This window comes from Hoylesella oralis ATCC 33269, from assembly GCF_000185145.2.
Taxonomy (GTDB): domain Bacteria; phylum Bacteroidota; class Bacteroidia; order Bacteroidales; family Bacteroidaceae; genus Prevotella; species Prevotella phocaeensis.
The window spans coordinates 556,316-583,070 of record NZ_GL833119.1 but is presented as its reverse complement, the minus strand read 5'-3'; the positions used below and the strand labels follow the sequence as shown (position 1 = coordinate 583,070).

Annotated in this window: 20 protein-coding genes; 3 read left to right on the top strand and 17 right to left on the bottom strand. The window is 45.4% G+C overall.

Annotation, left to right across the window (positions count from 1 at the left end; translation table 11 throughout):
• Window positions 1-13: 13 nt before the first annotated feature.
• The 14 genes from HMPREF0663_RS05075 to HMPREF0663_RS05010 all read right to left on the bottom strand — a co-directional run bounded on the left by HMPREF0663_RS05075 (window position 14) and on the right by HMPREF0663_RS05010 (window position 19,195).
• Window positions 14-1,987 carry a DNA topoisomerase IV subunit B gene (locus HMPREF0663_RS05075; protein ID WP_004369197.1) on the bottom strand — a complete coding sequence of 658 codons (1,974 nt, stop codon included), beginning with the start codon at window positions 1,985-1,987 and terminating at the stop codon, window positions 14-16.
• A 9-nt stretch (window positions 1,988-1,996) separates the two neighbouring features.
• The gene (locus HMPREF0663_RS05070; protein ID WP_004369196.1) at window positions 1,997-3,142 is read right to left on the bottom strand and encodes a hypothetical protein; all 1,146 of its coding nucleotides are present in this window, start codon (window positions 3,140-3,142) and stop codon (window positions 1,997-1,999) included.
• Window positions 3,143-3,453: 311 nt separating this feature from the next.
• Entirely contained in the window at window positions 3,454-4,350 is an 897-nt protein-coding gene (locus HMPREF0663_RS05065) for an alkaline phosphatase family protein (protein WP_004369195.1), read from the bottom strand.
• 399 nt (window positions 4,351-4,749) lie between these two features.
• Window positions 4,750-5,985, bottom strand: coding sequence for a THUMP-like domain-containing protein (locus HMPREF0663_RS05060; protein ID WP_004369194.1), 1,236 nt, complete (start codon window positions 5,983-5,985; stop codon window positions 4,750-4,752).
• 19 nt (window positions 5,986-6,004) lie between these two features.
• Entirely contained in the window at window positions 6,005-6,310 is a 306-nt protein-coding gene (locus HMPREF0663_RS05055; protein ID WP_004369193.1) for a helix-turn-helix transcriptional regulator, read from the bottom strand.
• Entirely contained in the window at window positions 6,294-6,659 is a 366-nt protein-coding gene (locus tag HMPREF0663_RS05050; protein WP_004369192.1) for a type II toxin-antitoxin system RelE/ParE family toxin, read from the bottom strand. Before HMPREF0663_RS05050 ends, HMPREF0663_RS05055 begins: the two co-directional genes overlap by 17 nt.
• A gap of 73 nt (window positions 6,660-6,732) precedes the next feature.
• Window positions 6,733-7,419 (bottom strand): M15 family metallopeptidase, encoded by a 687-nt coding sequence (locus tag HMPREF0663_RS05045; RefSeq protein WP_004369191.1) that lies wholly within the window; start codon window positions 7,417-7,419, stop codon window positions 6,733-6,735.
• Window positions 7,404-8,168, bottom strand: coding sequence for a glycerophosphodiester phosphodiesterase family protein (locus HMPREF0663_RS05040; protein ID WP_004369190.1), 765 nt, complete (start codon window positions 8,166-8,168; stop codon window positions 7,404-7,406). The genes HMPREF0663_RS05045 and HMPREF0663_RS05040 overlap by 16 nt, the downstream gene beginning before the upstream one ends.
• 328 nt (window positions 8,169-8,496) lie before the next feature.
• A complete protein-coding gene (locus HMPREF0663_RS05035) occupies window positions 8,497-10,977 on the bottom strand; it encodes a DUF3943 domain-containing protein (protein ID WP_004369188.1) in 2,481 nt (826 codons plus the stop codon).
• Window positions 10,978-11,383: 406 nt separating this feature from the next.
• Window positions 11,384-12,199 carry a GSCFA domain-containing protein gene (locus HMPREF0663_RS05030; protein WP_004369186.1) on the bottom strand — a complete coding sequence of 272 codons (816 nt, stop codon included), beginning with the start codon at window positions 12,197-12,199 and terminating at the stop codon, window positions 11,384-11,386.
• Between the two features lie 77 nt (window positions 12,200-12,276).
• The gene (locus HMPREF0663_RS05025) at window positions 12,277-12,924 is read right to left on the bottom strand and encodes a YiiX/YebB-like N1pC/P60 family cysteine hydrolase (RefSeq protein WP_004369185.1); all 648 of its coding nucleotides are present in this window, start codon (window positions 12,922-12,924) and stop codon (window positions 12,277-12,279) included.
• Window positions 12,925-13,006: 82 nt separating this feature from the next.
• Window positions 13,007-15,073: a TonB-dependent receptor plug domain-containing protein gene (locus HMPREF0663_RS05020; protein ID WP_004369184.1), complete on the bottom strand. Its 2,067-nt coding sequence runs from the start codon at window positions 15,071-15,073 to the stop codon at window positions 13,007-13,009.
• A gap of 133 nt (window positions 15,074-15,206) precedes the next feature.
• On the bottom strand, window positions 15,207-16,487 hold the full coding sequence (locus HMPREF0663_RS05015; protein ID WP_004369183.1) for an NAD(P)/FAD-dependent oxidoreductase: 1,281 nt from the start codon (window positions 16,485-16,487) through the stop codon (window positions 15,207-15,209).
• Between the two features lie 215 nt (window positions 16,488-16,702).
• Window positions 16,703-19,195, bottom strand: a complete 2,493-nt coding sequence (locus tag HMPREF0663_RS05010) for a YfhO family protein (RefSeq protein WP_004369182.1) — start codon at window positions 19,193-19,195, stop codon at window positions 16,703-16,705.
• An 89-nt stretch (window positions 19,196-19,284) separates the two neighbouring features.
• Between HMPREF0663_RS05010 and HMPREF0663_RS05005 the strand changes: the two genes are divergently transcribed.
• Window positions 19,285-19,974: a 5'-methylthioadenosine/adenosylhomocysteine nucleosidase gene (locus HMPREF0663_RS05005; protein ID WP_004369181.1), complete on the top strand. Its 690-nt coding sequence runs from the start codon at window positions 19,285-19,287 to the stop codon at window positions 19,972-19,974.
• A 90-nt stretch (window positions 19,975-20,064) separates the two neighbouring features.
• Complete coding sequence (locus HMPREF0663_RS05000) at window positions 20,065-20,544, top strand: S-ribosylhomocysteine lyase (RefSeq protein ID WP_004369180.1); 480 nt, start codon at window positions 20,065-20,067, stop codon at window positions 20,542-20,544.
• A 181-nt stretch (window positions 20,545-20,725) separates the two neighbouring features.
• On the opposite strand, the gene HMPREF0663_RS04995 is transcribed toward HMPREF0663_RS05000, so the two are convergent.
• From HMPREF0663_RS04995 to HMPREF0663_RS04985, 3 genes are read right to left on the bottom strand one after another with little or no spacing between them, the layout of a single operon-like run.
• Window positions 20,726-21,481: a succinate dehydrogenase/fumarate reductase iron-sulfur subunit gene (locus HMPREF0663_RS04995; protein WP_004369178.1), complete on the bottom strand. Its 756-nt coding sequence runs from the start codon at window positions 21,479-21,481 to the stop codon at window positions 20,726-20,728.
• A gap of 26 nt (window positions 21,482-21,507) precedes the next feature.
• Window positions 21,508-23,457, bottom strand: a complete 1,950-nt coding sequence (locus HMPREF0663_RS04990; protein ID WP_004369177.1) for a fumarate reductase/succinate dehydrogenase flavoprotein subunit — start codon at window positions 23,455-23,457, stop codon at window positions 21,508-21,510.
• A gap of 22 nt (window positions 23,458-23,479) precedes the next feature.
• Entirely contained in the window at window positions 23,480-24,163 is a 684-nt protein-coding gene (locus HMPREF0663_RS04985) for a succinate dehydrogenase/fumarate reductase cytochrome b subunit (RefSeq protein WP_004369175.1), read from the bottom strand.
• 720 nt (window positions 24,164-24,883) lie between these two features.
• On the opposite strand from HMPREF0663_RS04985, the gene mnmG reads away from it, so the two are divergent.
• The gene (gene mnmG, locus HMPREF0663_RS04980; protein ID WP_040560371.1) at window positions 24,884-26,755 is read left to right on the top strand and encodes a tRNA uridine-5-carboxymethylaminomethyl(34) synthesis enzyme MnmG; all 1,872 of its coding nucleotides are present in this window, start codon (window positions 24,884-24,886) and stop codon (window positions 26,753-26,755) included.

Below are 26,755 nucleotides of genomic sequence, written 5' to 3'. Positions count from 1 at the left end.
GAATACAATTTCTTTAATCGATAGGATCGGTGTCTGCATCGGGCAGATCTTCTTCTATCACAAGATTATCTATAATAAAATTCTGACGTTCCATGGTGTTCTTCCCCATGTAATATTCGAGCAGTTTCTGCACTTGATCGTTCTTGTGCAGCGTAACCTGCTCTAAACGCATATCAGGACCTATAAAATGCGCGAATTCATCGGGCGAAATCTCTCCCAATCCCTTAAATCTAGTAATCTCGGGATCGGTTCCGAGGTCTTTTATTGCCTTCTGCCGTTCTTCCTCACTGTAGCAATAACGGGTGATAAAGTCGCTTTTTCGTTCGCCTTTTTTGAGCTTTGCATCAGCTTCTTCTATCACTTGTTTATCGCGTATCTTGGTTCTGCGGTTACGAACACGAAAGAGTGGAGTCTGAAGAACGAACACATGTCCTTTCTTGATGAGCTCCGGAAAGAACTGAAGGAAGAATGTAATGATGAGAAGCCGTATATGCATGCCGTCTACATCGGCATCTGTAGCGACTATCACCTTATTATATCTTAAAGTATCGAGACCTTCTTCGATATCAAGTGCTGCCTGTAAGAGGTTAAACTCCTCGTTCTCGTAAACCACTTTCTTGGTTAGACCGAACGAATTGAGTGGCTTTCCGCGTAACGAGAACACTGCCTGTGTGTTTACATCGCGACTTTTAGTGATACTACCACTGGCAGAATCGCCCTCTGTAATAAAAATGGAACTCTCTTCCTTACGGTCATTTTTGGTATCGGAGTAGTGTATTCGGCAGTCTCTCAGCTTACGATTGTGCAGATTGGCCTTCTTTGCACGCTCGCGGGCAAGTTTGGTTACGCCTGCCATAGCCTTGCGTTCCCGCTCGCTTTCCTTAATCTTATTCTCCATAACCTCGGCAACATCGGGATGAATATGTAAGAAATTGTCGACTTCCTTCTTCAAGAAATCGCCCACATATTTATTAATAGTCTCGCCATTCGGTGCCATTAACGTCGATCCAAGCTTGATCTTCGTCTGACTTTCGAATACTGGTTCCTCGACATTTATGGCAATTGCCGCCACTAAACCGTTACGAATATCGATGTATTCGTAGTTCTTGTTGTAAAACTCCTTAATGGTACGGGCGATATGTTCCTTGAATGCGCTCTGATGAGTGCCGCCCTGTGTGGTGTGTTGGCCGTTTACAAACGAGTGATATTCCTCTCCGTACTGGTTAGTATGGGTGAACGCCACCTCTATGTCTTCGCCCTTAATGTGAATAATAGGGTAAAGACCGTCGTTAGTCATGTTGTCATTGAGCAGATCTTCCAATCCGTTGCGACTCAAGATACGCCTGCCGTTATACATGATAGCAAGCCCTGAGTTCAGATAAGTGTAGTTTCGGAGCATTGTTTCCACGATATCATCGTGAAATTGATAGTTCTGAAAGAGCGTATCATCGGGTTCGAAATAAATAAAAGTGCCGGTTTCATCGGTCGATTTCGATGTTTTATCGGTCTTTTTCTCACCGCGTTCGAAAGTTATATCGCGTACCTTCCCCTCACGGAACGACTTCACTTCGAAACGGGAGCTCAATGCATTCACGGCTTTCACGCCCACTCCGTTCAATCCTACGCTTTTCTTAAACGCCTTGGAGTCGTACTTACCGCCGGTATTCAGCACGCTCACCGCCTCGACAAGTTTGCCCTGTGGTATACCGCGGCCATAGTCACGCACGGTAACCCGCAGGTTTTCCTCGATATCTATCTCGATTCGTTTGCCTGCATTCATCTTGAATTCATCGATAGAATTATCGATTACTTCTTTCAAAAGTACATATATACCGTCTTCGGGTAGCGAGCCGTCGCCCAAACGTCCGATGTACATACCCGGGCGGGTACGCACATGTTCCATATCCGACAAATGCCTGATATTCTCATCCGTATAAGACACGGGCTGTATATCTCGGTTTTCGTTCAATATAATCTCGTCTGACATAAAATACTCCTACAGTTTTTTCCTATAACAACGGCGGCGCTTATGGTTTACAGGTTCCAGAGGGCCCCATTGGCTCTGCACATTTTCGTTGCTTTCCATCTCAACTTGGCTCTCTCCCCACTTGAAACCGTAGGCCTGATAGCGGGGTATAAGGTCGGCAAACATCAATGCATTGGCGCCTTTCGCACGATATTCCGGCAATATGCCGAGCAAAAGCAAGTCTACCCCTTCGGTTTTATGAAACTTGATAGCACGTAACAAATGCCACCAACCGAACGGAAAGAGCCTTCCTCTATGGCATTTCTGCAAAGCACGCGACAGCGATGGCAGCGTTATACCCACCCCCACGATTTTCTTATCGGCATTCCAATCTTCGATAAGTGTTATCAAATTCAGGTCTGCAAGCGGAAAATACATCTTTACATACTGCTGTATTTGCTTATCAGACAGTTCGGAATAGCCATATAGGTCTTTGAAAGTAATATTGATGATATCGAATATTTTCTTGCCAAGTCCGCCTTTTACCACTTCTTTCCGTGTGGGTTTCTTCACATGAAGGTTATACCTATCTTCGACCATCGAGGCTATTTTTGTATATTTTTCGGGAACTGTCGGCGGTACTTCAAGGTAGAACTCCACGTAGTCGTTATCTTTTTCATAGTCCTCCATCGCCTCCATGTGCTCCGGATAGTACGGATAATTGTAAATGGTGGCCATGGTACCGAGTTTGTCGAAACCCCACGTAAGCATTCCCTCGGGATCCATATCGGTAAATCCGAGCGGTCCGACAACTTCATCCATACCTTTTTGCCGACCGAAATCCTCCACTGCTCTGAGCAAAGCAGCCGAAACTTCGCGATCATCTATAAAGTCTATCCAACCGAAACGTACGCTCTTACGCTTCCATCTCTCATTTGCGCGATGATTTATAATAGCAGCAACGCGCCCACACAGCCGCCCTTCCTTGTATGCCAAGTAGTATTGAGCCTCACAGAAGTCGAAAGCAGCGTTCTTGTCCTTGCTTAGTGTGTTTACATCGTCGGTGTAAAGAGTGGGCACATCATACTTATTGCCCTTATAAAGGTCGTAATGAAACTCGATAAATGCTTTTAGTTCTTTCTTGTTTTCGACCTTCTTAATGGTTATTGATGACATTATATAATGATCTTAATAAAGCTTTAGCATACAAAGGTAGTCTAAATTGGGCGAATAACAAAGAAAAAAAGATTTTTTATTCTTATGCGTAAGACATAGCATTACCCATGGAGAATAAGACAATACTCGATATCCGTTTCAAATAAATAATGTGCCGACAGGAAATTTATCGGCACATTATGAGTGTTGAAAGCCGTTCACAGAACCTCTGCCACTATTAATCGGGCATCAATAGCCACTCACAGAGCCTCCGCTAAATATTCCCTTATTTCTTAAAAGTGCTTTTGTTAGATTTCGTTTCTGGCTTTCCCTTATTTGAACACTTGCTTTACAGGGCGACCGATCCACGATTGCGGAGGCGTAACACCAAGAATGTAAGCTACCGTAGCAGGCACGTCGAACTGCATCATTACTTCTTTAAATTCGCCACCTTTCTTCACGTTCTTGCCACATATAATATAAGGTGTAAGCATTTCTTCGAGAGATAATCCCCCGTGTCCCTTATCTTTGCCGCCGTGATCAGAGGTAATCATAATCACGGTATCATCATAGATACCGGCATCTTTCAAGGCCTGTACTAGTTGCCCTATACAAGTGTCTATCCGCTGCATAAAAGCAAAATACTCAGGAGTTCCCCATCCTTTGATATGTCCAGTCTCATCTAAACCGGCATAATAGACAGTAAAGAAGTCTGGTTTTTTTGCCTTAATATACGATATAGCCTTCTGAGTAAGAGGTTCACAGGCGTTTCCGGGACTTAGGGTATATTCATGATACGACACTGTAGTGGAGTCGATGAGATAAGGAATGACATCCCAATCGCAAATACAGCCAGTCTCTACAGTAGGCTTTTGCTCTCGAATAATGGAATAGATAGTAGGACAAATCCCTCGACTATTTACTTCCACCGGAGGTATTTCCGGTTTTCTGGAATTCCATTGGGTATATCCGTGCATTTCAGTGGATATTCCCATGAAAGTGGTAGCCCAGTTGATTGCGGAAGCCGAAGGTAGCATAGAGCGCTTCTTCATCGTATAGCATCCATTCTCCATCAGATTGTGCATGTTAGGAACATGGTCGGCTTGCTGAAAAGCCCAGGAAGCCCAACCGTCAATAGCTATCATCAGCACATGCTTAGCCTTAGGTTTCGCAGCTAAGTTAGGCATGACAGCCGATAAAAGAAATAAACAAATAATAATTCTTTTCATATAACCAGATTATTAATTAGGATATTATTGTTTTTATGGTATAAATTACAGAAGAGAACTCTTTGCTCATGTATGCTTATCAGACTAAAAAGAAAGAAAGAAAACAATCAGTCTACTACTGTAATTCTTTGAATTTCTTTCATCTATTATAATCCCACACAACTATTATTCTCCGCACAAAGATAAATAAAAAGGAGATGTATATCCAAATAATTTTACTGTTTTTTTACTTTTGAAAAATAAATTCACAAGTAAACATGCTAACAATATCCGGTGTAGGTATTATGCTAACAATTCTCAGGCGGTAAATTTTGATACCTAATATACAGTGTGACAAATCCCTTTGTGGGAACTCCTTCAAGACATATTGCATGCAACAGCACGACTGCATGCCGTTTTTTAATCTGCTTTTCGGCCTATCAACAACAGATGATTGCCGGTTGCATCGGTGGTGGCAAAGATATATATATCGCCTCCATCCTTCAACTTCAACCGTTTACGTAGCTCTGCAACCGACATAGGAAAGTTTCTTACCGCAATATTGGCATACGAAATACCGTTCAAGGCATGGCGCAAATCTTTCCTGTTCATCGATGATACGGACAATATCCGAAAGCTCCTGCCGGGGAAACCGCTTAATTTATCTGTAGAAACGAATAGGTGCGAGTTGTGTGAAACGCTTTTCAGTGCATACGCAAGGCACAACTGTGCAAAACATCCGGCTTTCATGATAGAGGCATTGGGCTCATACAACCACATTCCCTCCGCTAAAGGAGCTGATAAAACGGGCACAGCGTTTCTGCCATCGGCACGATACAAGTAATCGAAAACCTCGCTATCGTTCACACAGAACACATGAACATCGCCCGCAACAACACGTTGCAACACAAGCAGAAGTTCCTTGCATTCGTTATTCACAGACACGATATGTACTTCGGATACATGCTTCAAATCGGCTACAGCCTTGTGCCAATCGAGCATAGGCGATAGTTTAACAAGTACATACCCTGCTTTCGTCACAAGTTCTTCGGCTATCTGCAGCACATTCGGCATACAGTCTTCGATGGCATACGTCTTACTTCCCTGAAGATTTCGGCGTGCCGGATCGAGATAAATGATACCGGTATACTCCATACCATGCAGAAACGCTATTCCGTCACTGCACGTCACGTCCGCATAAGTCAACCCTAAAAGGCCGAAATTGTGGCTTGCCACACCGCACAGATGTTGCTGACGTTCCACATAACATGCACGAAAATCATCGAATAAATTGCTGTTTTTCAAGGATTTGGCAATAAAAGAAAAGTCGACGCCAAAACCGCCTGTCAAGTCTACAAAGTCATATTTTCGTCCTTTCGGTGTCTCTCTGTTGCCACACAACCGCACGGCCAATTTCCCTTTATACCGCGCCGCCTGCTCCGAGGAACACTGTTCCATCGATATATGCGTCGGATAAACAATACCTTCCACTGCCGCCCATGAGGGCAATTTGGTGCGTGCTTTCTGCCTGCCTGCTATCTGTTCGAGCGCAAAAGGCATGTCCACATCGGGAAAGCGTGCCGCTCTGAGTGCCAAATCCCGCACGTCCGCATTTGCAAAACGGTTGATAAAGCGCGTGGTGGCAGTATTTGTCATGAGAGTATGCGTACCGATTTCATCCGAAAGATATATTCAATCCCAGCGCTCCTGCTATGCGGAAAAAGGTCGAGAGCTGCATATCAACCTTCCCATTCTCTAAGGATGAGATGTATTCACGCTTCTTTCCGACCATTTCGGCCAACTGTTTTTGTGTTATATTCTGTCTCTTTCGCTCCTCTTTCAATAGCTCGGAATAGTACCACGCCTTAGCTCTTGCCTCGAAATCCTCGCGTGACGGGGTACCCGGAAGGCCGTACTGTTCATTAAATCTGTCGTTTATAGTCTTTACACCCTTTAGCTTTTCTTCATTTATCTTCCACATATATCTTCCTCCATTTATCCAAAATCTGAGATGATTTATTAATTTCAATCTTATATTGTTTGGTATCTTTTTTAAGAAAAGAGCCTAAAAGTACAATCCGTTTACTACTCATAAAGTTATCACCATCAATAGCGAATATCACTGTACGGTACTCATTTGAACTAATGGATACACGCATTTCATAAAAATCCGTACCCTCTAAATGCTTTACAAACTTCTCACTTACAACATATTGTGTTGCCATAATAGACATAACATAATCATATTTACTTTTCACTCTATCGCTTAAACGTTCATAAAAGTCGTTAAATTCTTCGGTAGGTATCAAAAGTCTTATTTCTGTTTCCATCGCAAAGGTAAGCTATTTATTACATATTTCCAAATTAAAGTAAGGAATTTATTACTTTCTATCAAGCAAACGTCTACTCTATTATGCGGTAATAACGCTTGGCCTGTACTCTTGTACAGAAATTGAAATGCCACCATTCGGTACGCAGAGGCATGAAACCGGCATAACGCATTACCGCTCTAAGAAGCTCACGATTACGTTTTGCCTGCTTACTAATACGCTTGTCGGCCACGAGTTGCGCCTCTTTATCGATGTGTGCCGCCACACCCATGTAGTCTATCTTGGTACCCATATCGAGCGTATCGCCCTTTATATCGCATAAAGTTATATCTACTGCCATGCCATAATTATGCATACCGCCGCCATGAGCGGGGTTGCTGACATAAATATTCTTAGGAGTATTTTTCACTTGATCCCACATCTTTTGCTGTATAGACATAGGTCTGGCTGCATCGTACACCTTCAGACTAAGGTCCGGACGCAATTCCTTCAGCCGCTTTTGGGCACGTGCGAGTGCCTTAGCAGCCGTAGGATAAAGAAACGCATCGCGCAAATCATCATAAAGCACAGTGCCGGTAAAATTGTCGGGACGGGCATACATCAGCGATACGAAGATAGAAGGTTCCTCTTTCTTCACGTTCACATATCCCCTCTTTTCGAGCAACAACGCCGTTTTACTCTGCTTCTGTTGAGCTTGCGCGAGGTTTGTTCCTACTACGAAGAACAGGAATACGGCAATCAGCCTTACTTTTCTTTGCACACCTCAATAGCTTCCAAAGGATTATTTGTGGTAATATAATCCACACCGAGTTTCTTCATTTCTCTCATATCCGTTGCCTTATTCACCGTCCATACGTTCACATCCATGTCTAATCCATGAGCTTCATCCACCCAATGCGGGTTATCTCGAAGCACACTTAGGTGGTAATCGATGCCCGTTATGTTATCTATATAGAGCATGGCCGGCGTAATATCGCCATTCAGATAAGCCACACGAGCTTTCGGAGCGCACTTCACAAGTTCTTTACACGCCTCAAGACTGAACGATATATACTCAACCTTTTTGGCTACGCCATACTTTTTAACAGCCTTAACCGTGGCACGTGCCGCCGCTCGATTGGCTTCTAACTTGTCATGTTTCTTAATTTCGATGATCAATTTCGTACGACTTTTGGTCTTTTTCATTATCTGTAAGAACTCTTTCAGTTCGGGCATCTTCTCACCATTGCTCAAAGTAAGGTTCTTACATTGTGCATAAGTGGCTTTTTGAAGGGTAATACCCTTGTACGAAGGATCATGATTAACCATTAAATGCCCGTCGGTTGTAAGCCATATATCGGTCTCCGAACCGTAAATATTCAAATCAAGAGCGTTCTTGAGCGATGCACGCGAGTTCTGCGAAGCGCCTTCCGTATCCCAGTAACCACGATGGGCAATGACTTTAGTTTGCCCACATACATCCATTGCCATAAACAATGCCGCCATTAAGAAAATAGATTTAACTTTCATTGTATATTAGAATTTTAACGTTACAAAGATAAAAGTATTCGGGTGAACAGCAAAGAAATAACACGAAAAAATACCGTTTACCGCCATTCCACCGAATATTTTCAGCTGCCATCTTGCCCATTCGTTACTCTTGCATGCTCTCATCGTGCAAGATAGATATCCCTCCTGTCGGGCGTAAATAGTACATCTACCGAACACAGAGCATGTGCCTAAGCGAAACAGACATATCATATTCCGCAGCCGCTTATACTATGTGTTTCCGGAAAATCGCGCCTCTCTTCATGCCGAAAATACGAAGAAAGGGCGTATTTCCCAACATCGGCCACCGTCAGAAGCGATAAACAAGACCGACTTTTATTTCGAACGTGTTGGCTCTTACGTTCTCATGATACTTGTAATACGTAGTCCGAACGAAATAACTGCCGCTCATTTCGGTGCTGAACCTATCTTTCAATCTGAACACAAACATAGGATTCAACACCATGAGGCTCGCTATAGAGCGGTCGCCCTGCACGTTATAATACAATGGATCGGTAGAAGACAGGTCTTTAGTTTCGTATCCTTTCCAAGTAAAGATACGATAATAGTCTATATTGAGCACCATACGCAGCAAACGGGGGAACTCCATAACCGTATTGGTTTTAAAGCTGAAGCCGCTTCCCATGTTGTAATCGCGGTCGATAACATTATAATAATCGCTCTTAGAGCCGCCGAGCATGATGCCATCGAAGAAGATGCGTTGCTCCAAACGCGACAGGTTAGCCACGGCAGGAAAGCGGAATACGAGGCCCGGACCGAATGCCACGGCCTCTGAAATGCGGTAAGGAGTGAGCGAAGTTCCGTCTTTTACGGGCATGCTATTATAGAAATTAAAGTGCTGGAAGATACCGAATTCGGTCTTAATTCGCTTTCCGGTAACCACAGGTGCACTCCATAACCGCCCTATCAGATGGGCACTGTTGAGCAAGGGCTGATTACCGCTAAGCCCAAGTGTGAGGTTTGCCGAAAAATAATCGTAGGGTTTGTTCGTTTCTTCACTAAATATATCGCCGTATTCCAAGTAAACATTCACATACGGATTGTGCTCTCCGCGGAACAATCCCCCATCATCAGCAAGGTATCTGTTACCGAACGAGAGCGACAGTTCTACGGGTATCTGCCCGAAGTCGTGGTAAAGATAATTCTTGTTTCGCACTCTATAAGCATCGCCCCGTACCAGTCGGTTAAATCCTTGCATGGGATTCACGATGAAGGCAGCCGCTTCACGCAAGAAACGTCCTAATCCTTGCGTGCGATCATTAAGGATCATACGGGATATTCTGTTGGTTATTTCGCCGAGACATGTACCCCCTAACGATGTTGCCATCCAATCATTGATGGCTGGGGGCTCACATTCGGCAAGCATCTCCCACATAAGACTGCCTCCTATAGCATAGGGCATCGACTCCCAGAAGGACAATCCGTTGCTGCGAGCCGAATTGAAATAGAGGTTTCCATGATAGGGATGAGCGAACAAGTTGGTAGCAAAAGGATCGTTATCCCATACGAAACCCGTCTTGAAGTTGTTGCGTATAGTGTGGATATTTACCTGTGCAAAGTCTTCATTCATTATGAAACGATCGAAACCGAATACCAATGCATTGATGCCGGTTGCCTCGGCTGCGGCAATCCAATAGCGTTTCTTTAGAGGCAAGGCCATGCGCTCGTCGGTGCCGGACTGTAGGGTATCGGCCGTTAAAGGATCGCCATTGAGCGAACGGTCCACCTTGTTACGTTGGTAACGGAACGAAAGTCCCACCTGTGCAATCAGCCTTTGTCGGTAATGTTCGTTATGGTAATAATGGCGAGTATCGCCATATCCCACCGATGCGAAGGCTCCCAATCGGCGGTTGATCTGGTAATCGATATTGACATGTGCCTGCAGCGAGTAAAGTCTTTCGGGCTTATCGGTGCTGTTCCTTTCGAATGTTTCGATGTGATAATAGCCGATATCGCCGCTTACAGTCCACTTGGGAGAGAGACGGAAATACTGTCCGAGACGGTAAAAAAGCGTTCCGGAGAACTTACTGTCAAGTCCCATGTAGTGTGTTCCTACGCCTATTATGCTGTAGGTACTGCGGTTACGAAAGCGGAGTGCACCGTTCAGCTTCGACGTGTTGCCCGCAAATGCAAGGAAATCGATATCGGTTTGCGGATTAATATTAACAAGTCCGAGCTTTCGGGCCTGCGTATCGCGGGTGAAGTTGATGATGCCGACCTGCATGCCACGCGGGTGCGTCTGCGCTACATTGATAAATCCCAGCTGCAATCCATGCAATGTATCGGTATAATTATAGGTTCCTGCCTGCACTCCATGTACATTTCCCGAGCTTATATTGGCAATGCCGGCAAGCTGTATGCCGCGTCCGACGCCCATAGAAATATTGGTTAGGGCGCTTATCTGCATGCCTCGCAGCGGTGTAAGTAAGATATTCGAGAAACCGGAGAGTTGTATACCGCGCACAGATGCAGCTATATTAGAAACACCCGATAACTGTAAGCCGCTTATTCGTCCTCCCACGGCATTGAAAAGGCCGCCTATTTGTACGCCATGAGCATCGTTTTTCGTCGATGCCATAAGCAGTTGCAGCTGGAAACCGCTCAATGTATCGGCACGGCCCATAATCCCTACATTTGCATTTCGTACCGCAAGAGAGTCTTGAGAACGGTGCCCGATGGCGACAGATATATTGGGTATGCGGCGCTGAGCGACGTTCGACAACGATATGAGCAACAGCAACAAAGCCATGAACAAACGGATATGTTTCATACAAATACGGTTTAAAGACAACAGACTGCCTGTCTATTTAAATCAAAAGGCATGCCTAACGATAATATTCGGCATACCTAAATATATAGCTCTTTACCGACAAAAATAGTAAAATGAATTGATAAATACAAATTTCCGGCAATTTACATGAAAAAAATATGGTATATGCTGAATATATATGTGCCGTTATACGGATAAAAATAGGCGGAATGATAGAAATATCTTAAAGGTAAAGGGATAGAATGATAACGGCGCAAAAAGAGCTGGGCACAAGAATGTTTAAAACAGGATTATAGGATACGTTTCTTAGAACATCTGTCTAAAATGCTTAGAGTAACTGTCTGCCCCTCTTAGATATGCCATCTGAGGGAGACAGACCTATGGTCTGCTGATAGAACAGTGATAATCAAGAGGCGATGGATACGTCGAGTTCGGGATATTTCCGGCGCAGACAGGCCAGCTTCTGCATGGTCTTTGCCATGAAATCTTTATATTCCGTGCTGTCCGGATCGAACGGTTTGTGCCTCAAGGCCTCCTTGATAGGTCGCCATTCTGCTATAAAACGTTCGGTCTCTTCGGCAAAATAACACGCGGAAAACCGTTCGTATATGTAGGCTACAGCTTGGTCGTTGGGGTGCAACATATCCTCTTTATAGAACCTGTAGTCGCGCAATTCGTCGTTTACAAGTTCGTAGGCGGGGAAATAACTCACGCAGTCGTAACGCTCGGCCAGCGCGTCTGTCGCCAGCAGAAGGACGGCTTTCGAGAGTTGACTGCCGTGATAGCCGTATTTGCGATACCGTATAGGGCTAACGGTAACTATGACTTGTACCGCCGGATTGCGTTCTTGCAGCGCCTCTACGGCCTTGCAAAGGTAACGGGTACACGCTTCAACGCTTAAACTTTCCTCCTGAAAGAGGCTTTGGGGGCGCTTTTGGCAGTTGTCTACAATCTCTCCGGTCTCCTTAAATCGATATACGCGGTTGGTACCCAGTGTGAATATCGCCGTTCGAGGGGCCTCTCCGCGGTATCGTTCCACGGTGTGAAGAACGGAAGCCGGATTGTACATCACGCCGAAAGGGTTCACCTCGGCACGAAACTTCTCTTCCTGAAACCGCTTGCCCATACTTTCAGCAAAGCAAGAACCTACAAATAACATCCGTTCGAGCGGCTTTATCTCGAACTTTCCTTTCGGTATATCGACGATAGTTCTGAATTCCATACTGCAAAAATAAGGAAAATTCCGATGACAGCCTGCACAGAACGGATAAAAATACGGCCGTGGCAGTGCCGACGCCTCTACGGTTTGTAGAAACGATATACCACGGCCAGCTCTTTTCTTCGCGACAGATCGCCCGGATTGCTGCCCGGTTCACCTTCGGGAACCTGTAGACCTTGTCGGCCGTAATAAGCCTTCCAATAGTCGGTTATGCGGCCGTTACGATCATGAAACGACATGGGTATCGGCTTAAAAATAAGCTCTCCGTTGGCATCTACATACGACTTTTGTACCAATTCGCTGCAATATATGCGGTCATCATCGGGCATGAAATTGTAATCATACGGCTTGCCTAAGTGGGTTAGAGCGCGGCTCACCGAGCGCGATACGCCCGTGGTATCGCGCAAACGACTTGCCAATACCAGCGGCAGGGATGCGTTGCGGCTGTTACGTTTCATAAAACTGTCGATCTCGGTCAGCACCACTCCTTGTCTTACAGCCTCCAAAGCATACGGCGAATTGCCACGATAATGAACGATGGCCACATGATCTATATTCATATTTTCGGTGCCCTCGGTTACATCTGTGATGGCATTACCTTTGGCAGCGATACAAAACAACAGGTCTCCCTCGCGCAACATGGCGTATTTGCCCGTACTTTCAACGGGCATATTTGTGCTGCATGCAAGCAGAAAAACCTGCAACAACAAAAGAAATATACGTTGCATAGTGTATTCGTTTAGACAGAAAAAGGAGTCGGCATAGGCGGTTTTCCGATGATTAACGGCCTTGCCGACTCCAGTATATTATTTATAAATCGATGTCGATAGAGCATCCTGCCGTCACCCAAGCGCCGGGCTGAGGCACATTGCCCACATCTACATACTTTTTACCGGATAGGTTGTTCGCCTCTACATACAGCTTATATCCGGCATCGTTCCACGACATTCGGGCGTCGACGATACTGTACGGCCGATACGTTTGTACCTGTCCTTGCACATCGGTATAGCTTCCGGTACGGTCGGCAAAGCGATATGCCAGCGTCATATTGAGCTTGTTCCACACATGCAACTGCATGCCAGCCACGATTTTATGCCGAAGGAATTCCAGTACATAGCGACTCTGCAAGCCGTCGTGTTCCTGCTTATTCTGGTCGATATAATGGTATGCCACGTCTACGCTGCGCAGGAAATGCTGCGAGGGCCACAGTCTGTCGAAGTCGAACCGCAATGCAGCCTCGATACCTGTAGAGTTTATCGTTCCGAAGTTTACCGAATGCCACTCGCCGTTGGGCCCTTCGGCAGTGTAACGTATCCAGTCTATCAGGTTTTTACAATGGTTGTAATACACGCTTGCAGTGCCCGAAACGCCGTCGGAGCGGTATTTCAATCCGCCTTCGAGCGCCGACAACTCTTCGGGTTTCAGGTATTTGTCGGCCTTATGTCCCCCTACCGAATAGTACAGTTCGGTAACAGAAGGCATACGAAGCGAGGTGTTATATGATGCAAAGAGCTTGAAATGATCGTCCAATCTATACGAAACGTCGGCGCCGGGATATACGCGCATGTTCATTTCAGCCCACGAATTTTTGGTGGCGATGATACCCATAGAAAGGGTAAAACGGCGGAGCAACACGTTATGTTCTACAATGAAACTGACATTGGTGCGGTTTAATCCGCGGTCGTAGCTACGATCTGCGCCGTGAATGCGGTGCGGGCGGGCGAGCTGTTCGCCGAGGTTACCGCTCACAAGGTCTTCGTTTCGCAGCTCTGCACCTACTGCCGTGCGCCCCAAGGCCCAGTCTGCATAAGCGTTAAGATTTACACCATACACATCTGTACGGTTGTAATTGAACGGATATTTGTGGGGTGCATCGCGGAAAAGTTCAAAGCGATCCGTGCTTCTATTCCAATAGAACGACGGACGGAAATAGAAACTACCGCTCTTAACCTCGGCCTGCAAGGCGGTAAAAGACTTGAAGGTGTGCTCGAATTGGTCGTCCCATTTAACGCCATAGAACGTATTTGAACCGAAATTTTTGCTGCTCAAACCGGCATGCCAACTTATTTTAAGATCGCCATCCCGATAGTTTCCCTGATAAAAAGCCTTGGTTCCGCGGTAATCCGCATTAAGTGTACCGGCCTTATTGCGGCTGTATCCGTCACTTCGGGCATAGCTTCCCGAGAACTGATTGCGCCATTTGCCGCTCACGATATTGGTGCGCAGGCCGCCCGAAGCGTAGCCATACGAACCGCCTTCGGCATGTGCAGTGGCGCTGCTCCTATCGGGTATGCGCGTTATAACGTTGATTGCACCGAGTAGAGAGGATGTTCCGTAGACACGACCGGCCGGTCCTTCCAAGACTTCTATGCGCTCTATTTCGCTTAGGTCTACGGGAAAATCGAAAGAATTATGCCCTGTTTGCGGATCGCAGATATTGATACCGTTGAGCAGGATGGCCACCTGTTCGTAGTTTCCGCCACGCATACCCACGTCGGATTGCGCTCCGATAGGCCCTCTTTGCCTTACATCCGCCCCTATGGCGTACTTCAAAAGATCGTTAACACTTTGTACGGGGGCGGCGGCAATATCCTCTCGCCTCAGTACAGTTACCATTCGTGCCGACTGTTGGGCAGTCAGCGGTGCGCGAGAGCCCGTAACTACGACCTCTTCCAGCTTCACTTCTTGGTGCTTCAGCGTGTCTTCAGCCAACACGGGCCTAATGCTGATGCCGTCTGCCTTGGCATAAGTGAGGGTGCTGATGCTCAATACACCGACGATAACCTCCCTGCCTAAGGCTGCAAAAAGCGAATATCCCTTGCGTGAGAAATGCTTGAAACGCAAAGGTTCGCGCTTGTTAAAACTAAAACTTTTCATAAATCGCCCGCAAAGGTAGCAAAAATAGGCTTGCCATCCAAATAATCTGCGTGCGCACTTTACCGCACACGTCGGTGCCGAGCAAGGCATGCGACACGCTGACGGCATAGCTATTTCGCTGACGGGGCGGCCGTTATCTGCGCTTATAAGAATTGAGGATAAGGCGTAGAGATAGTTTATAATTGATGTAATTCCAAATCCAGTTGAGCAATACCACTACTTTGTTTCTCACACCCAATATGGATCGCAAGTGTACAACGAGCCAAAGCAGCCACGCAAACAACCCTTTAAACTTGCAACCTGCTATCTCTGCCACCGCTTTATTGCGACCTACCGTGGCCATGGTGCCGAGGTTCCGATAACGGAAAGGCGCCATGCTATGCCCATCGGCTGCGGCTTTCAGGTTTGCAGCCAAGTTACGAGCCTGCTGTATGGCCACTTGGGCAAGCTGAGGATGCCCGTCAGGATAATTCGGATCGGCCGTCATGATGCACTGGTCGCCAATGCTGAAGACGTCGTTCAGTCCTTCTACGCGGTTGAAAGCATCTACTTTCAGCCGTCCTCCGCGCCCGATACACGCTTTATCGATACCGCCTATCTGCGTTGCACGCACGCCGCTCACCCAGATAACGGTTTCGGCAGGGATGCTGTTCCCATCTTCCAACACCACAAGATTATCCTTATAATCCACCACGCGCTTGCCGAGTATGAGTTTCACCTCCATATTTCGAAGGTAACGTTCTGCCGAGGCAGACGATTCGGGCGACATGCTTTTGAGCAGCACATCGTCGGCATTAACCAAGTAAATATTCATCAGACCGGCATCGAGATCATGGTATTCGCGCGGCAGAACCATGCGCTTCATCTCCGAGAGCGCGCCTGCAATCTCCACACCCGACGGGCCTCCGCCCACTATCACTATGTTGAGCAGCTGCTGCCGCTCATCGTTATCGGTCGTACTGATGGCCTTTTCGATGTTCGAAAGAATAATGTTGCGGATGCTCATTGCCTCAGAAACGGTTTTCATCGGGTAGGCTTCGTGCTGTATATGCTCGTTGCCGAAGAAATTGGTTGCCGCTCCGGCGGCCATCACCAAGTAATCATACTCCACTTCTCCTATGGAAGTGTGGAGCACTTTATGCGCTGTATCGACGGAATTTGCCTCTGCATAGCGGTAAAAAACATCCCTCCGATTTTGGAAGAGACGGCGGAAAGGAAACGAAATCGAGCTGGGTTCGATGCCTGCCGATGCCACCTGATAGATCAATGGGGGGAACTGATGGTAATTGTTCTTATCGATCAGCACGATCTGAAATCCGGAATGTTTCAGCCTTCCGGCCAGTTCGATGCCGCCGAAACCACCGCCTACGATAACTATTCTCTTCTGTTTAGTTCTTTGTATATTGAGACTCATACCGCTATACCTGTTGTTTAAATTTCTTTATAAAGAGGGCTACAAAAAACATACCAAAACAGTATGGATAACAAATGTTATCATCGGCGCCGACAAAGCGGCACTCTAACGCTATCAGACCGTATATGCGTGCGGTTTATCCCTATGGTCTATCGTAGATATAGCATAGGGATAAACCGCATGAATATTGCGAAAAGGGTTCGTTCAGCCGTGTTTTAAGGCTTTTTCCGCTTGCGTTTTCGTTCTGCAAGCACCCCGAACAGCACCGCTAAAAGCAGAACTACGTAAGACAGATAGGCCACCGTTTCGGTTTTCTTGATAGATGTAGGATGGAAATCGAGTTCTACCCGATGGTTTCCGGCCCCCACCCGAAGTGCACGCAAGATATAATCGACACGACCGAGAACGGCAGGTTTGCCGTCTACAGTGGCCGTCCACCCGGGATAATATATCTCTGAAAACACAATGATGCCGCCCGTATCCGAATTTACATCGTAGATCAGATGGTTCGGTTTATAGTCTTTAAGCGTAACAATCGACGTTTTACCCTGCATAACCGCATTGCCTAACTGCTCTTTAAACCTCATGTCGGCCACACCTTCGTGGCGCAAATCGAGTTTCCCAATGGCGTCTAACTCCTGATTAGCGTTATTCACATAGCTCAATTTATCTATAAACCATGCGTTACCATAGGCATACGGGTTCAGTATGGGCACCGTTTGTCCGCCTTGCAACGGAAGAATAAAGTACTTGGCATTCAGCATATTCAGCACCGGATATATGCTGTCGCCGTTCACTTTGGTAATATCGCCTTGGGCTTTTGCTATGGCTGGCATCATTGCCTGCATCTCCGGAGAGATATAGGCATCTATCATTTCCTGATAACGACGCAGCTTTGCGGCATGATAACCGCCGATACTCTTGTGATAATAAGAGGTTTCGTTCTCGTTGAACGTATTGGACGCGAGGTTCAGCACGCGGTAATCGAGCGATTTGTCCATCAGTATTTGGCGATCGGTCGGCGTCATTGTTTGCGGTGTATCGCGCACACTCCGCTCTACAAACATAGCATCGTTGAGATAACGCTTATTAACTTGCCACATATCTATTAGGCATAACACCGCTATAATGCCGATCATCCACTCCGAACGCAACTTCTTGGCTTTGAAAAGCAACAGGAGTGCCGTGCCCGCAACGATGATCCAGAACGAACGCCAACAGTCGGCAACGAACACAGCCTTGCGCATTTCGCGCAGATTATCGAGCAACGGATTGAGATATTCGGCGGGAATGTTCTTCATAGAAGCCAACTCTGAAGACGATACGAAGTCGGAGAAGAACACCGAGGGCATTAGTGCAAACAGCAAAGCAATGCCGCCTGTAAGCGCAAAACTGACATATACGTACTTTATTTTTACGGTCAACAGTTCCGGTTCGTCTGTTATTCTCTTCAAAGCCATCATGGCTAACAGCGGTATAGTGAACTCCGCGACCACTAAAACGGATGCCACCGTGCGGAATTTGGCATACATAGGCACGTAATCCAAGAAGAAATCGGTAAACGGCATGAAGTTACGTCCCCACGAGAGCAATACCGAAAGCACAGTAGCCGCAAGGAGTGCCCACTTCATGGGGCCTTTTACGATGAACAGACCTAAGACGAACAGCATCAATACGAATGCTCCGACATAGACAGGGCCGCTCGTTCCGGGCTGTTCGCCCCAATACTGTCCGAGTTGCTGGTATATTTCATTAAACTCGGGATTGGCCTTTTTCATCGCTGTTTCGTTCATCGACAACGGTACCGAGGCACCTCCTTTGGCATTGGGCACAAGGAGTGTCCATGTTTCGCCCACCCCATAGCTCCACTGCGTGATGTAATCACGGTCGAGACCGCTATTGGTTTGGTTCGACACATCTTTCTTCACGAGTTCGCTCTTGCCGCGCATACTCTCCTGACCATACTGCCATGTGTGGTACAGGTTGCTCAAATTGAGGCAGATACCCACGGCTGCACCGGCCATACATACCAGCGTTGCCTTGCCGAAACGTGCCAGTCGGTTGGTTCTGACGGCATCTATAAGATAGGCAATAATCATAAACAAGATGACGAACAGGAAGTAATAAGTCATCTGAACATGGTTGGCTTTCACCTCGAACGCCGAGAACAGCGCCGTAAGAATAAATCCCCAAAGGAACTTGCCCCTATAGGCAAGCACCACACCCGCTATCATCGGGGGCAGATAAGCAAGCGCCATCACCTTCCAGATGTGCCCCGCAGCGATGATAATAAAGAAATAACTGCTAAACGCCCATATAATGGAGCCCAGCACGGCGAGCTCTTTACGGAAGTCGAACGCACGAAGCAAAATGTAAAAACCAAGCAGGTAAGCGAACACATACCATACGTTTTCGGGCAACCACAGATGGTATACGTCCATTACCTTACCCAAAGCGTCGCTGCTGGTGTACGACGGAGCGGTCTGATAAGTGGGCATTCCGCCGAATACAGAGTTGGTCCATCGCGTGGGTTCGCCCGTTTGTTCAAGATATTCCTGCTGTTCGTGCCCCATACCTCGCCCTGCAGCGCTGTCGTGTCGGTAAAGTATGCGGCCTTCAAGGTCGGCCGGCATGAAATAGGCAAACGAAATAACGGCAAACAATGCTACGACAGCCACGTCGAGCCAATACTTTTTCAATGCTTCCATTTAGTATAAACGTTTGTTATATTGTGCGCAAAGATAAGAAAAAGTTAAGAGATTTTTCTTATTTTTGCAGGTAAAATAGGGTATATATTATGAAAATAGGAATAATAGTTGCAATGGATAAGGAGTTTGCACAGCTCCGTTCGTTGCTCTCAGACAGCCGTACAGAACATCGGAATCATAAGGATTTCGTGCTCGGAACCATCGCCCAAAACCGGATTATCATGCAGCAATGCGGCATAGGAAAGGTAAACGCTGCCATCGGAGCTGTAGAAATGATCGACAATTACCACCCTGATCTCGTTGTATCTTCGGGGGTTGCAGGCGGCGCCTCGACCGCCTTGAACGTTACGGAGGTAGTTGTAGGCACGGAATATGCCTACCATGACGCCTATTGCGGTAGCGAATGCGAGTACGGACAGGTAATGGGAATGCCGACGAAATTCCGTTCACCGGAGCAATTCACGGCTATTGCACTCGACATTCGTTGTACTACACCTATTCATGCAGGCCTGATAGTGAGCGGAGAATGGTTTGTAGACAGTCGTGAAAAGATGGTGCAAATACTCGATAAGTTTCCTGAAGCCTTGGCAGTGGATATGGAAAGCTGCTCCATAGCGCAGACTTGTCACATTTATCATACACCCTTTATATCGTTCCGCATTATCAGCGATGTGCCTCTAAAGGATAACAAAGCTGCACAATATTACGACTTTTGGGAACGAATGGCCGAAGGTTCCTTCAACGTAACCAAGCAATTCTTGGAACGCTTGGCACTTTAATTATCGATATTATAAACATTCAAGGCATACATTTCTCCCCCATAGGTATGCCGCATGCACTACAAGCCATGTTTAGGAGAACAAACAACAATGGATAAGATACCGAGTTTTACAATCGACCACAACAAACTGTTGCGGGGAATTTACGTAAGTCGCAAAGACAAAGTAGGCGGAGAAGTCGTTACAACGTTCGACATACGCATGAAAGAGCCCAACCGCGAGCCGGTTCTTCATAACGGAGCTATCCACGCTATGGAGCATCTGGCGGCGACATACCTAAGGAACGACGCCGAATGGAGGGACAAAATCATCTACTGGGGGCCTATGGGATGCCTCACAGGCAACTATCTGTTGCTGAAAGGCGACCTAAGTAGCCGCGACATATTGCTGTTGATGAGGCGTACATTCCGCTTCATAGCCGAATATGAGGGCGAGATACCGGGCGCAAAGGCCAAAGATTGCGGCAATTACTTGCTGCACGATTTGCCTATGGCACGCTGGGAAGCCCGTAAATTCCTCGAAGAAGTGCTCGAAAACATAACGGATGCTAACCTCGAATATCCCGAATAAAGATAAAAGGGCAAATCTAAAGGTAAAGAAATAGAAAGGTAAAAAGGTAATAAATAATACACCTATCCCCAACAGGCATACCATCTATCGGCAACAGATACGGCAAATAAAGATACAAAAAAATCCCTCTATCCATTACAAACATGGATAGAAGGATGGGTATAGATACAATATTTTATAATCAATCGTTGAGCTTGGCAACGATAAACTCGCGATTCAAGCGTGCGATATTCGCAATAGATTCGTTCTTGGGGCACTCTGCTTCGCAAGCACGGGTATTGGTACAGTTACCAAAACCGAGCTCCTCCATCTTCATTACCATGGCTTTAGCACGACGAGCTGCCTCGGGACGCCCCTGCGGAAGTAATGCCAACTGGCTTACTTTCGAACTTACAAAGAGCATGGCCGAACCATTCTTGCAAGCTGCAACGCATGCCCCGCAACCGATACAAGTAGCACAATCCATGGCTTCGTCGGCATTTTCTTTCGGTATGAGAATGGCATTGGCATCTTGCGGCTGCCCTGTACGTACGGAAACATAACCGCCTGCTTGGATAATCTTATCGAAAGCACCGCGATCTACCATGCAGTCTTTAATGACAGGGAAAGCTGCCGAACGCCACGGCTCGACAGTTATCACGTCTCCATCGCTGAACCGACGCATGTAGAGCTGGCATGTAGTTGCACCGGTAGCAGGCCCATGAGGGTGTCCGTTGATATAGAGCGAACACATTCCGCAAATTCCTTCGCGACAATCATGGTCGAATACAAACGGTTCTTTGTTATCCTCGATGAGCTGTTCGTTCAAAATATCCAACATTTCGAGGAAAGATGTATCGCCGGGAATATCTTTCATCTCGAACGTATCGAAATGACCTTTAGCCTTAGGTCCATTCTGACGCCACACTTTAAGTGTGAAACTTATATTTTTGTCCATTGTATTATCTTTATGCTATTATGGAATTAACTCTTATAATTTCTGGTCTGGACCTTAATATATTGGTAATTGAGGTCTTCTTTCAGCAACTCGGGAGCCGCCTCGTCGGAACCATTGTATTTCCAACATGCTACGTACATGTAGTTTTCATCATCGCGCTTAGCCTCGCCTTCCTCGGTCTGAGACTCTTCACGGAAGTGTCCTCCGCAGCTCTCATTACGGTTCAACGCATCATAAGCCACCAACTCACCCATCGTGATAAAGTCGCGCAAGTGGATTGCCTTGTCGAGTTCTACATTCAATCCTTCCTTACTGCCCGGAATACGCACATTGTTCCAAAACTCTTTGCGGAGTTCTTTCATCTTCTTCAAGCCCGTTTCAAGGCCTTCTTTTGTACGCCCCATGCCAACATACTCCCACATGATGTGACCGAGTTCTTTATGAATGGAATCTACACTGCGGGTTCCTTTGATTGACATAAGTTTGTCGATCTGTTCCTGCACGGCTTTTTCAGCTTCTTCAAATTCGGGAAGATCGGTTGAAAAACGGGGTACAGTAATCTGGTCGCTCAGGTAGTTCTGCATGGTATAAGGAATGACAAAGTAACCATCAGCAAGTCCCTGCATCAGAGCAGAAGCACCAAGACGGTTGGCACCATGGTCTGAGAAGTTGCATTCGCCAAGGGCAAAGAGTCCCTTAATGGATGTCTGTAGTTCATAGTCTACCCAAATACCGCCCATAGTATAGTGGATAGCCGGATAAATCATCATCGGATTTTCGTACGGATTTACATCGGTAATTTCTTCGTACATATCGAAAAGGTTACCATAACGCTGCTCAACAACGTTCTTACCAAGGCGCTGTATAGCCTCTGAAAAGTCGAGGTACACGGCTAACCCTGTATTATTTACACCGAAACCTTTATCGCAACGCTCTTTTGCTGCACGCGATGCAACGTCACGGGGAACCAAGTTTCCGAATGCAGGATAGCGACGTTCCAAATAATAATCGCGGTCTTCTTCAGGAATATCTCTACCCTGAAGCGTTCCTGCTTGCAATGCCTTGGCATCTTCAATCTTTTTCGGAACCCATATACGCCCATCGTTACGGAGCGATTCCGACATCAGCGTAAGCTTGGATTGCTTGTCACCATGCACAGGAATACAGGTAGGATGAATTTGTACAAATGCAGGATTGGCAAAATAAGCGCCCTTACGATAACATGCTACGGCTGCGGTGCAATTGCATCCCATAGCATTGGTAGAAAGGAAATAAGCATTTCCATAGCCTCCTGTTGCAATACATACCGCATGGGCAGAGAACCGAACAAGTTTGCCGGAAACCAAGTCTTTGGCAATAATACCACGTGCTCTGCCATCGATGATAACAACATCTTCCATCTCATAACGTGTATAGAGTTCGACTGTACCCTCATGAACCTGACGACTCAATGCAGAATAAGCACCGAGAAGCAACTGCTGACCAGTCTGTCCTTTGGCATAAAATGTACGACAAACCTGCACACCACCGAAAGAACGGTTGGCAAGCATACCTCCATATTCACGTGCAAAAGGCACACCTTGTGCTACACATTGATCGATGATGTCGGCACTTACTTCTGCCAAACGATACACATTCGCCTCACGGGCACGATAGTCGCCACCTTTGATCGTATCGTAGAAAAGACGATATACGGCATCGCCATCGTTCTGATAGTTCTTTGCAGCATTGATACCTCCTTGTGCTGCAATAGAATGAGCCCGACGAGGAGAATCTTGTATACATAAGTTAATTACATGAAAACCCATCTCGCCGAGTGAAGCAGCGGCAGATGCGCCTGCAAGACCGGTACCTACAACTATTATATCAAGCTTACGCTTGTTCGCAGGGTTAACCAATTTCTGATGAGCTTTATAGTTAGTCCATTTCTCAGCCAAAGGGCCTTCCGGAATTCTTGAATCTATTTGATTAGCCATAATTTATATTTTTACAGTATTATTAAGCATGACAAAGACTTGGGGCACATCCGAATGCGAATGCTAAAACCACAATAAGAAAACCAAACATCAAAAGAGTAGAATAAATAAGACCGATCATTTTCCAACGATTGAACCAAATCTTACCGTTTACTCCCAATGTTTGCATTGCACTCCAAAAACCGTGAGAAAGATGAAACCAAATGGCTACAATCCAAATAACATAGAGCACTACATACACAGGATTAGCAAAAGTATCCTGAATGTAAGCAAAACCGTCAGAAGGAGAATATGCTCTCATCAGACCGAAGATTTCGGCAAACATCATGTTGTACCAAAAGTTAAACACATGTAACAATAAGCCGAGAAGAACGATAATTCCCAAAACAAGCATGTTCTGCGAGGCCCATTCTACCTTTTCTGGTCTTGCCACAACTGCATAACGTTCTGTTCCACGGGCAATACGGTTCTGTGCTGTCAGGATAAATGCATATACAATGTGGCATACGGCAAGTGCTGCCAAGCCGATTGTAGCTACCACTGCATACCAATTGGCACCGAGCAGTTCACAAATCTTATTATAGGCTTCTCCCGAAAAGAGTGCAACAAGATTCATGCACAAGTGGAATGTCAAGAATAGAATAAGTGCAACACCGGTAAGCGACATTACTACTTTCCTACCAATAGTTGAATTGATTAACCACATAAATGATTGATTTTTAATATTTAATTGTTATAATAATCGTATTAACATACAGACATAACTTATCTTACATCCATAAAATCAAACGGCCACAATACCTTATTGTAGGTATTGCAAGTACATCAATGGACTGCAAAAATACTACATTTTGATGATAATTCAAAGCAATTTCTATAAAATTTACCCGAGTTCGGCACAAGTTTTATACAACAAATTTGTTCTTGTCGATGGGTTACGAAAGTTTTAGATAATAATATGGAGGTAAAATAGCATCTTCCTACATACATTTATATGTTTTCATTATTTTCTTTTCATATTGTCATAACAGTAAAAAACCATTGATTATAAATCTGTTACAGCGAGGAAAAAGCTGGCAGCATAATAATAAAATCTCGTGTGAACAAGATATCTTTTCATCTTACACCCATCTCCCAATAGACGTATATATACTTTCTATCAACGATACAGCATAACAGAAAAAAGCCTATACCATTATTGTATAATAAATATATTTTACTGGAAGAATATCCAACACACGCCTTTTCATTATATCTGCGTCGTTTCCGTTACAAGTAAAACAATCATATTTAATTGATAAACAACAATTTATAAGGATACTAACAAATAGCAGAATATAGATATATTTTCGTTTTGTTTATTCTTTTATTATGAAGCAGCGTAAAAATTCGATTTAAATGCTTACTTTTGCCGAAAATAATGATGATGATATTTAAGTATGATGTGATTGTCGTGGGAGGAGGTCATGCAGGGTGTGAAGCTGCAACCGCTTCGGCAAACATGGGAGCCGACACGTGTCTTGTTACCATGGACATGAATAAAATAGCACAAATGAGTTGTAATCCTGCCGTAGGTGGTATTGCAAAAGGGCAAATCGTACGCGAAATCGATGCCTTAGGAGGACAGATGGGGCACGTAACCGACGAAACAGCTATACAGTTTAGAATGCTTAATAAGGGCAAAGGTCCTGCCGTATGGTCACCGCGAGCCCAGTGTGACCGTGAGAAATTCATTTGGAAATGGAGGCAAATCCTCGATAATACCCCGAACCTATCTATTTGGCAAGACCAAGCTAACGAACTTATTGTAAAAAACAACGAGGCTGTAGGCATCAAAACAATATGGGGAGTAGAACTTCGCGCCAAAAGTATTATCATCACTGCCGGTACTTTCCTAAATGGTTTGATGCACATAGGCAGACATCAAGTTACGGGCGGACGATGCGCAGAGCCGGCTGTACCCAACTTTACGGAAAGTATAACTCGATGGGGTATCCGAGCAGAACGGATGAAAACCGGAACTCCTGTACGTATAGATAAGCGAAGTGTGCACTTTGAAGAGATGGAAATACAACCCGGCGAGAATGATTTTCATCAATTCAGTTACATGGGTAATTATCGTGTGTTGAGACAACTACCCTGCTGGACATGCTACACTACCAAGGAATGCCATGATATTTTACACCAAGGACTTGCAGATTCCCCCCTTTTCAACGGGCAAATTCAAAGTATCGGGCCGCGTTATTGTCCATCTATAGAAACTAAACTTGTTACATTTCCTGACAAAGACCAGCATCCATTATTTCTCGAACCGGAGGGAGAAGATACCAACGAAATGTATCTAAATGGATTTTCTTCGAGTATGCCAATGGATGTCCAGTTAAAAGCTATCCATCAAATTCCTGCATTAAGGGATGCAAAGATTTATCGTCCGGGGTATGCAATAGAGTATGATTATTTTGATCCTACGCAGCTCAAACACTCGTTGGAATCGAAGATAATTGCAGGATTATTCTTTGCAGGACAAGTAAACGGTACTACCGGATACGAAGAAGCAGGTGGACAAGGACTCGTGGCTGGCGTAAATGCTGCACTGCATTGTACAAATGCGGAACCTTTCGTGATGAAACGAGACGAAAGTTATATCGGTGTACTTATCGACGATCTCACAACAAAAGGCGTAGACGAACCATATCGCATGTTTACTTCAAGAGCAGAATACCGCATATTGTTAAGACAAGATGATGCAGATGCTCGTCTAACAGAAAAATCTTATACACTCGGGTTAGCAAAAAAAGACCGATATGATTGGTGGATTGAAAAGAAAAATGCAATAAAGCATATTTTAAATTATTGTAACAATACCTCCGTGAAAGCAAAAGATATAAACTCTGCACTCGGAGCCATTGGTACGACTCCACTTAGAATGGGCTGCAAAATTTCTGATCTTATCGGAAGACCACAAGTAGGATTAAAATATTTGGCAAATTTCATCCCCGAATTGAAAGAAATTATCAACACTCCAACAAACCGAAAAGAAGAAATTATCGAAGCCTCCGAAATAAATATCAAATATAAAGGTTATATCGAACGCGAAAGAATGATAGCAGAAAAAATGCGACGACTGGAAGATATTAAGATAAAAGACCGCTTCAAATATAAGGAACTTCATGAGCTATCCACTGAAGCCCGACAAAAATTAGAACGAATAAACCCAGAAACATTGGCACAAGCAAGTCGTATACCGGGGATATCCCCAAGTGATATCAATGTTCTTCTAATTCTCTTAGGAAGATAA

Excerpts from the sequence above, each read along its gene's own strand:
- HMPREF0663_RS05075 (WP_004369197.1), bottom strand. The coding sequence starts at position 1,987 with ATGTCAGACGAGATTATATTGAACGAAAACCGAGATATACAGCCCGTG.
- HMPREF0663_RS05070 (WP_004369196.1), bottom strand. The coding sequence starts at position 3,142 with ATGTCATCAATAACCATTAAGAAGGTCGAAAACAAGAAAGAACTAAAA.
- HMPREF0663_RS05065 (WP_004369195.1), bottom strand. The coding sequence starts at position 4,350 with ATGAAAAGAATTATTATTTGTTTATTTCTTTTATCGGCTGTCATGCCT.
- HMPREF0663_RS05060 (WP_004369194.1), bottom strand. The coding sequence starts at position 5,985 with ATGACAAATACTGCCACCACGCGCTTTATCAACCGTTTTGCAAATGCG.
- HMPREF0663_RS05055 (WP_004369193.1), bottom strand. The coding sequence starts at position 6,310 with ATGTGGAAGATAAATGAAGAAAAGCTAAAGGGTGTAAAGACTATAAAC.
- HMPREF0663_RS05050 (WP_004369192.1), bottom strand. The coding sequence starts at position 6,659 with ATGGAAACAGAAATAAGACTTTTGATACCTACCGAAGAATTTAACGAC.
- HMPREF0663_RS05040 (WP_004369190.1), bottom strand. The coding sequence starts at position 8,168 with ATGAAAGTTAAATCTATTTTCTTAATGGCGGCATTGTTTATGGCAATG.
- HMPREF0663_RS05035 (WP_004369188.1), bottom strand. The coding sequence starts at position 10,977 with ATGAAACATATCCGTTTGTTCATGGCTTTGTTGCTGTTGCTCATATCG.
- HMPREF0663_RS05030 (WP_004369186.1), bottom strand. The coding sequence starts at position 12,199 with ATGGAATTCAGAACTATCGTCGATATACCGAAAGGAAAGTTCGAGATA.
- HMPREF0663_RS05025 (WP_004369185.1), bottom strand. The coding sequence starts at position 12,924 with ATGCAACGTATATTTCTTTTGTTGTTGCAGGTTTTTCTGCTTGCATGC.
- HMPREF0663_RS05020 (WP_004369184.1), bottom strand. The coding sequence starts at position 15,073 with ATGAAAAGTTTTAGTTTTAACAAGCGCGAACCTTTGCGTTTCAAGCAT.
- HMPREF0663_RS05015 (WP_004369183.1), bottom strand. The coding sequence starts at position 16,487 with ATGAGTCTCAATATACAAAGAACTAAACAGAAGAGAATAGTTATCGTA.
- HMPREF0663_RS05010 (WP_004369182.1), bottom strand. The coding sequence starts at position 19,195 with ATGGAAGCATTGAAAAAGTATTGGCTCGACGTGGCTGTCGTAGCATTG.
- HMPREF0663_RS05005 (WP_004369181.1), top strand. The coding sequence starts at position 19,285 with ATGAAAATAGGAATAATAGTTGCAATGGATAAGGAGTTTGCACAGCTC.
- HMPREF0663_RS05000 (WP_004369180.1), top strand. The coding sequence starts at position 20,065 with ATGGATAAGATACCGAGTTTTACAATCGACCACAACAAACTGTTGCGG.
- HMPREF0663_RS04995 (WP_004369178.1), bottom strand. The coding sequence starts at position 21,481 with ATGGACAAAAATATAAGTTTCACACTTAAAGTGTGGCGTCAGAATGGA.
- HMPREF0663_RS04990 (WP_004369177.1), bottom strand. The coding sequence starts at position 23,457 with ATGGCTAATCAAATAGATTCAAGAATTCCGGAAGGCCCTTTGGCTGAG.
- HMPREF0663_RS04985 (WP_004369175.1), bottom strand. The coding sequence starts at position 24,163 with ATGTGGTTAATCAATTCAACTATTGGTAGGAAAGTAGTAATGTCGCTT.
- mnmG (WP_040560371.1), top strand. The coding sequence starts at position 24,884 with ATGATATTTAAGTATGATGTGATTGTCGTGGGAGGAGGTCATGCAGGG.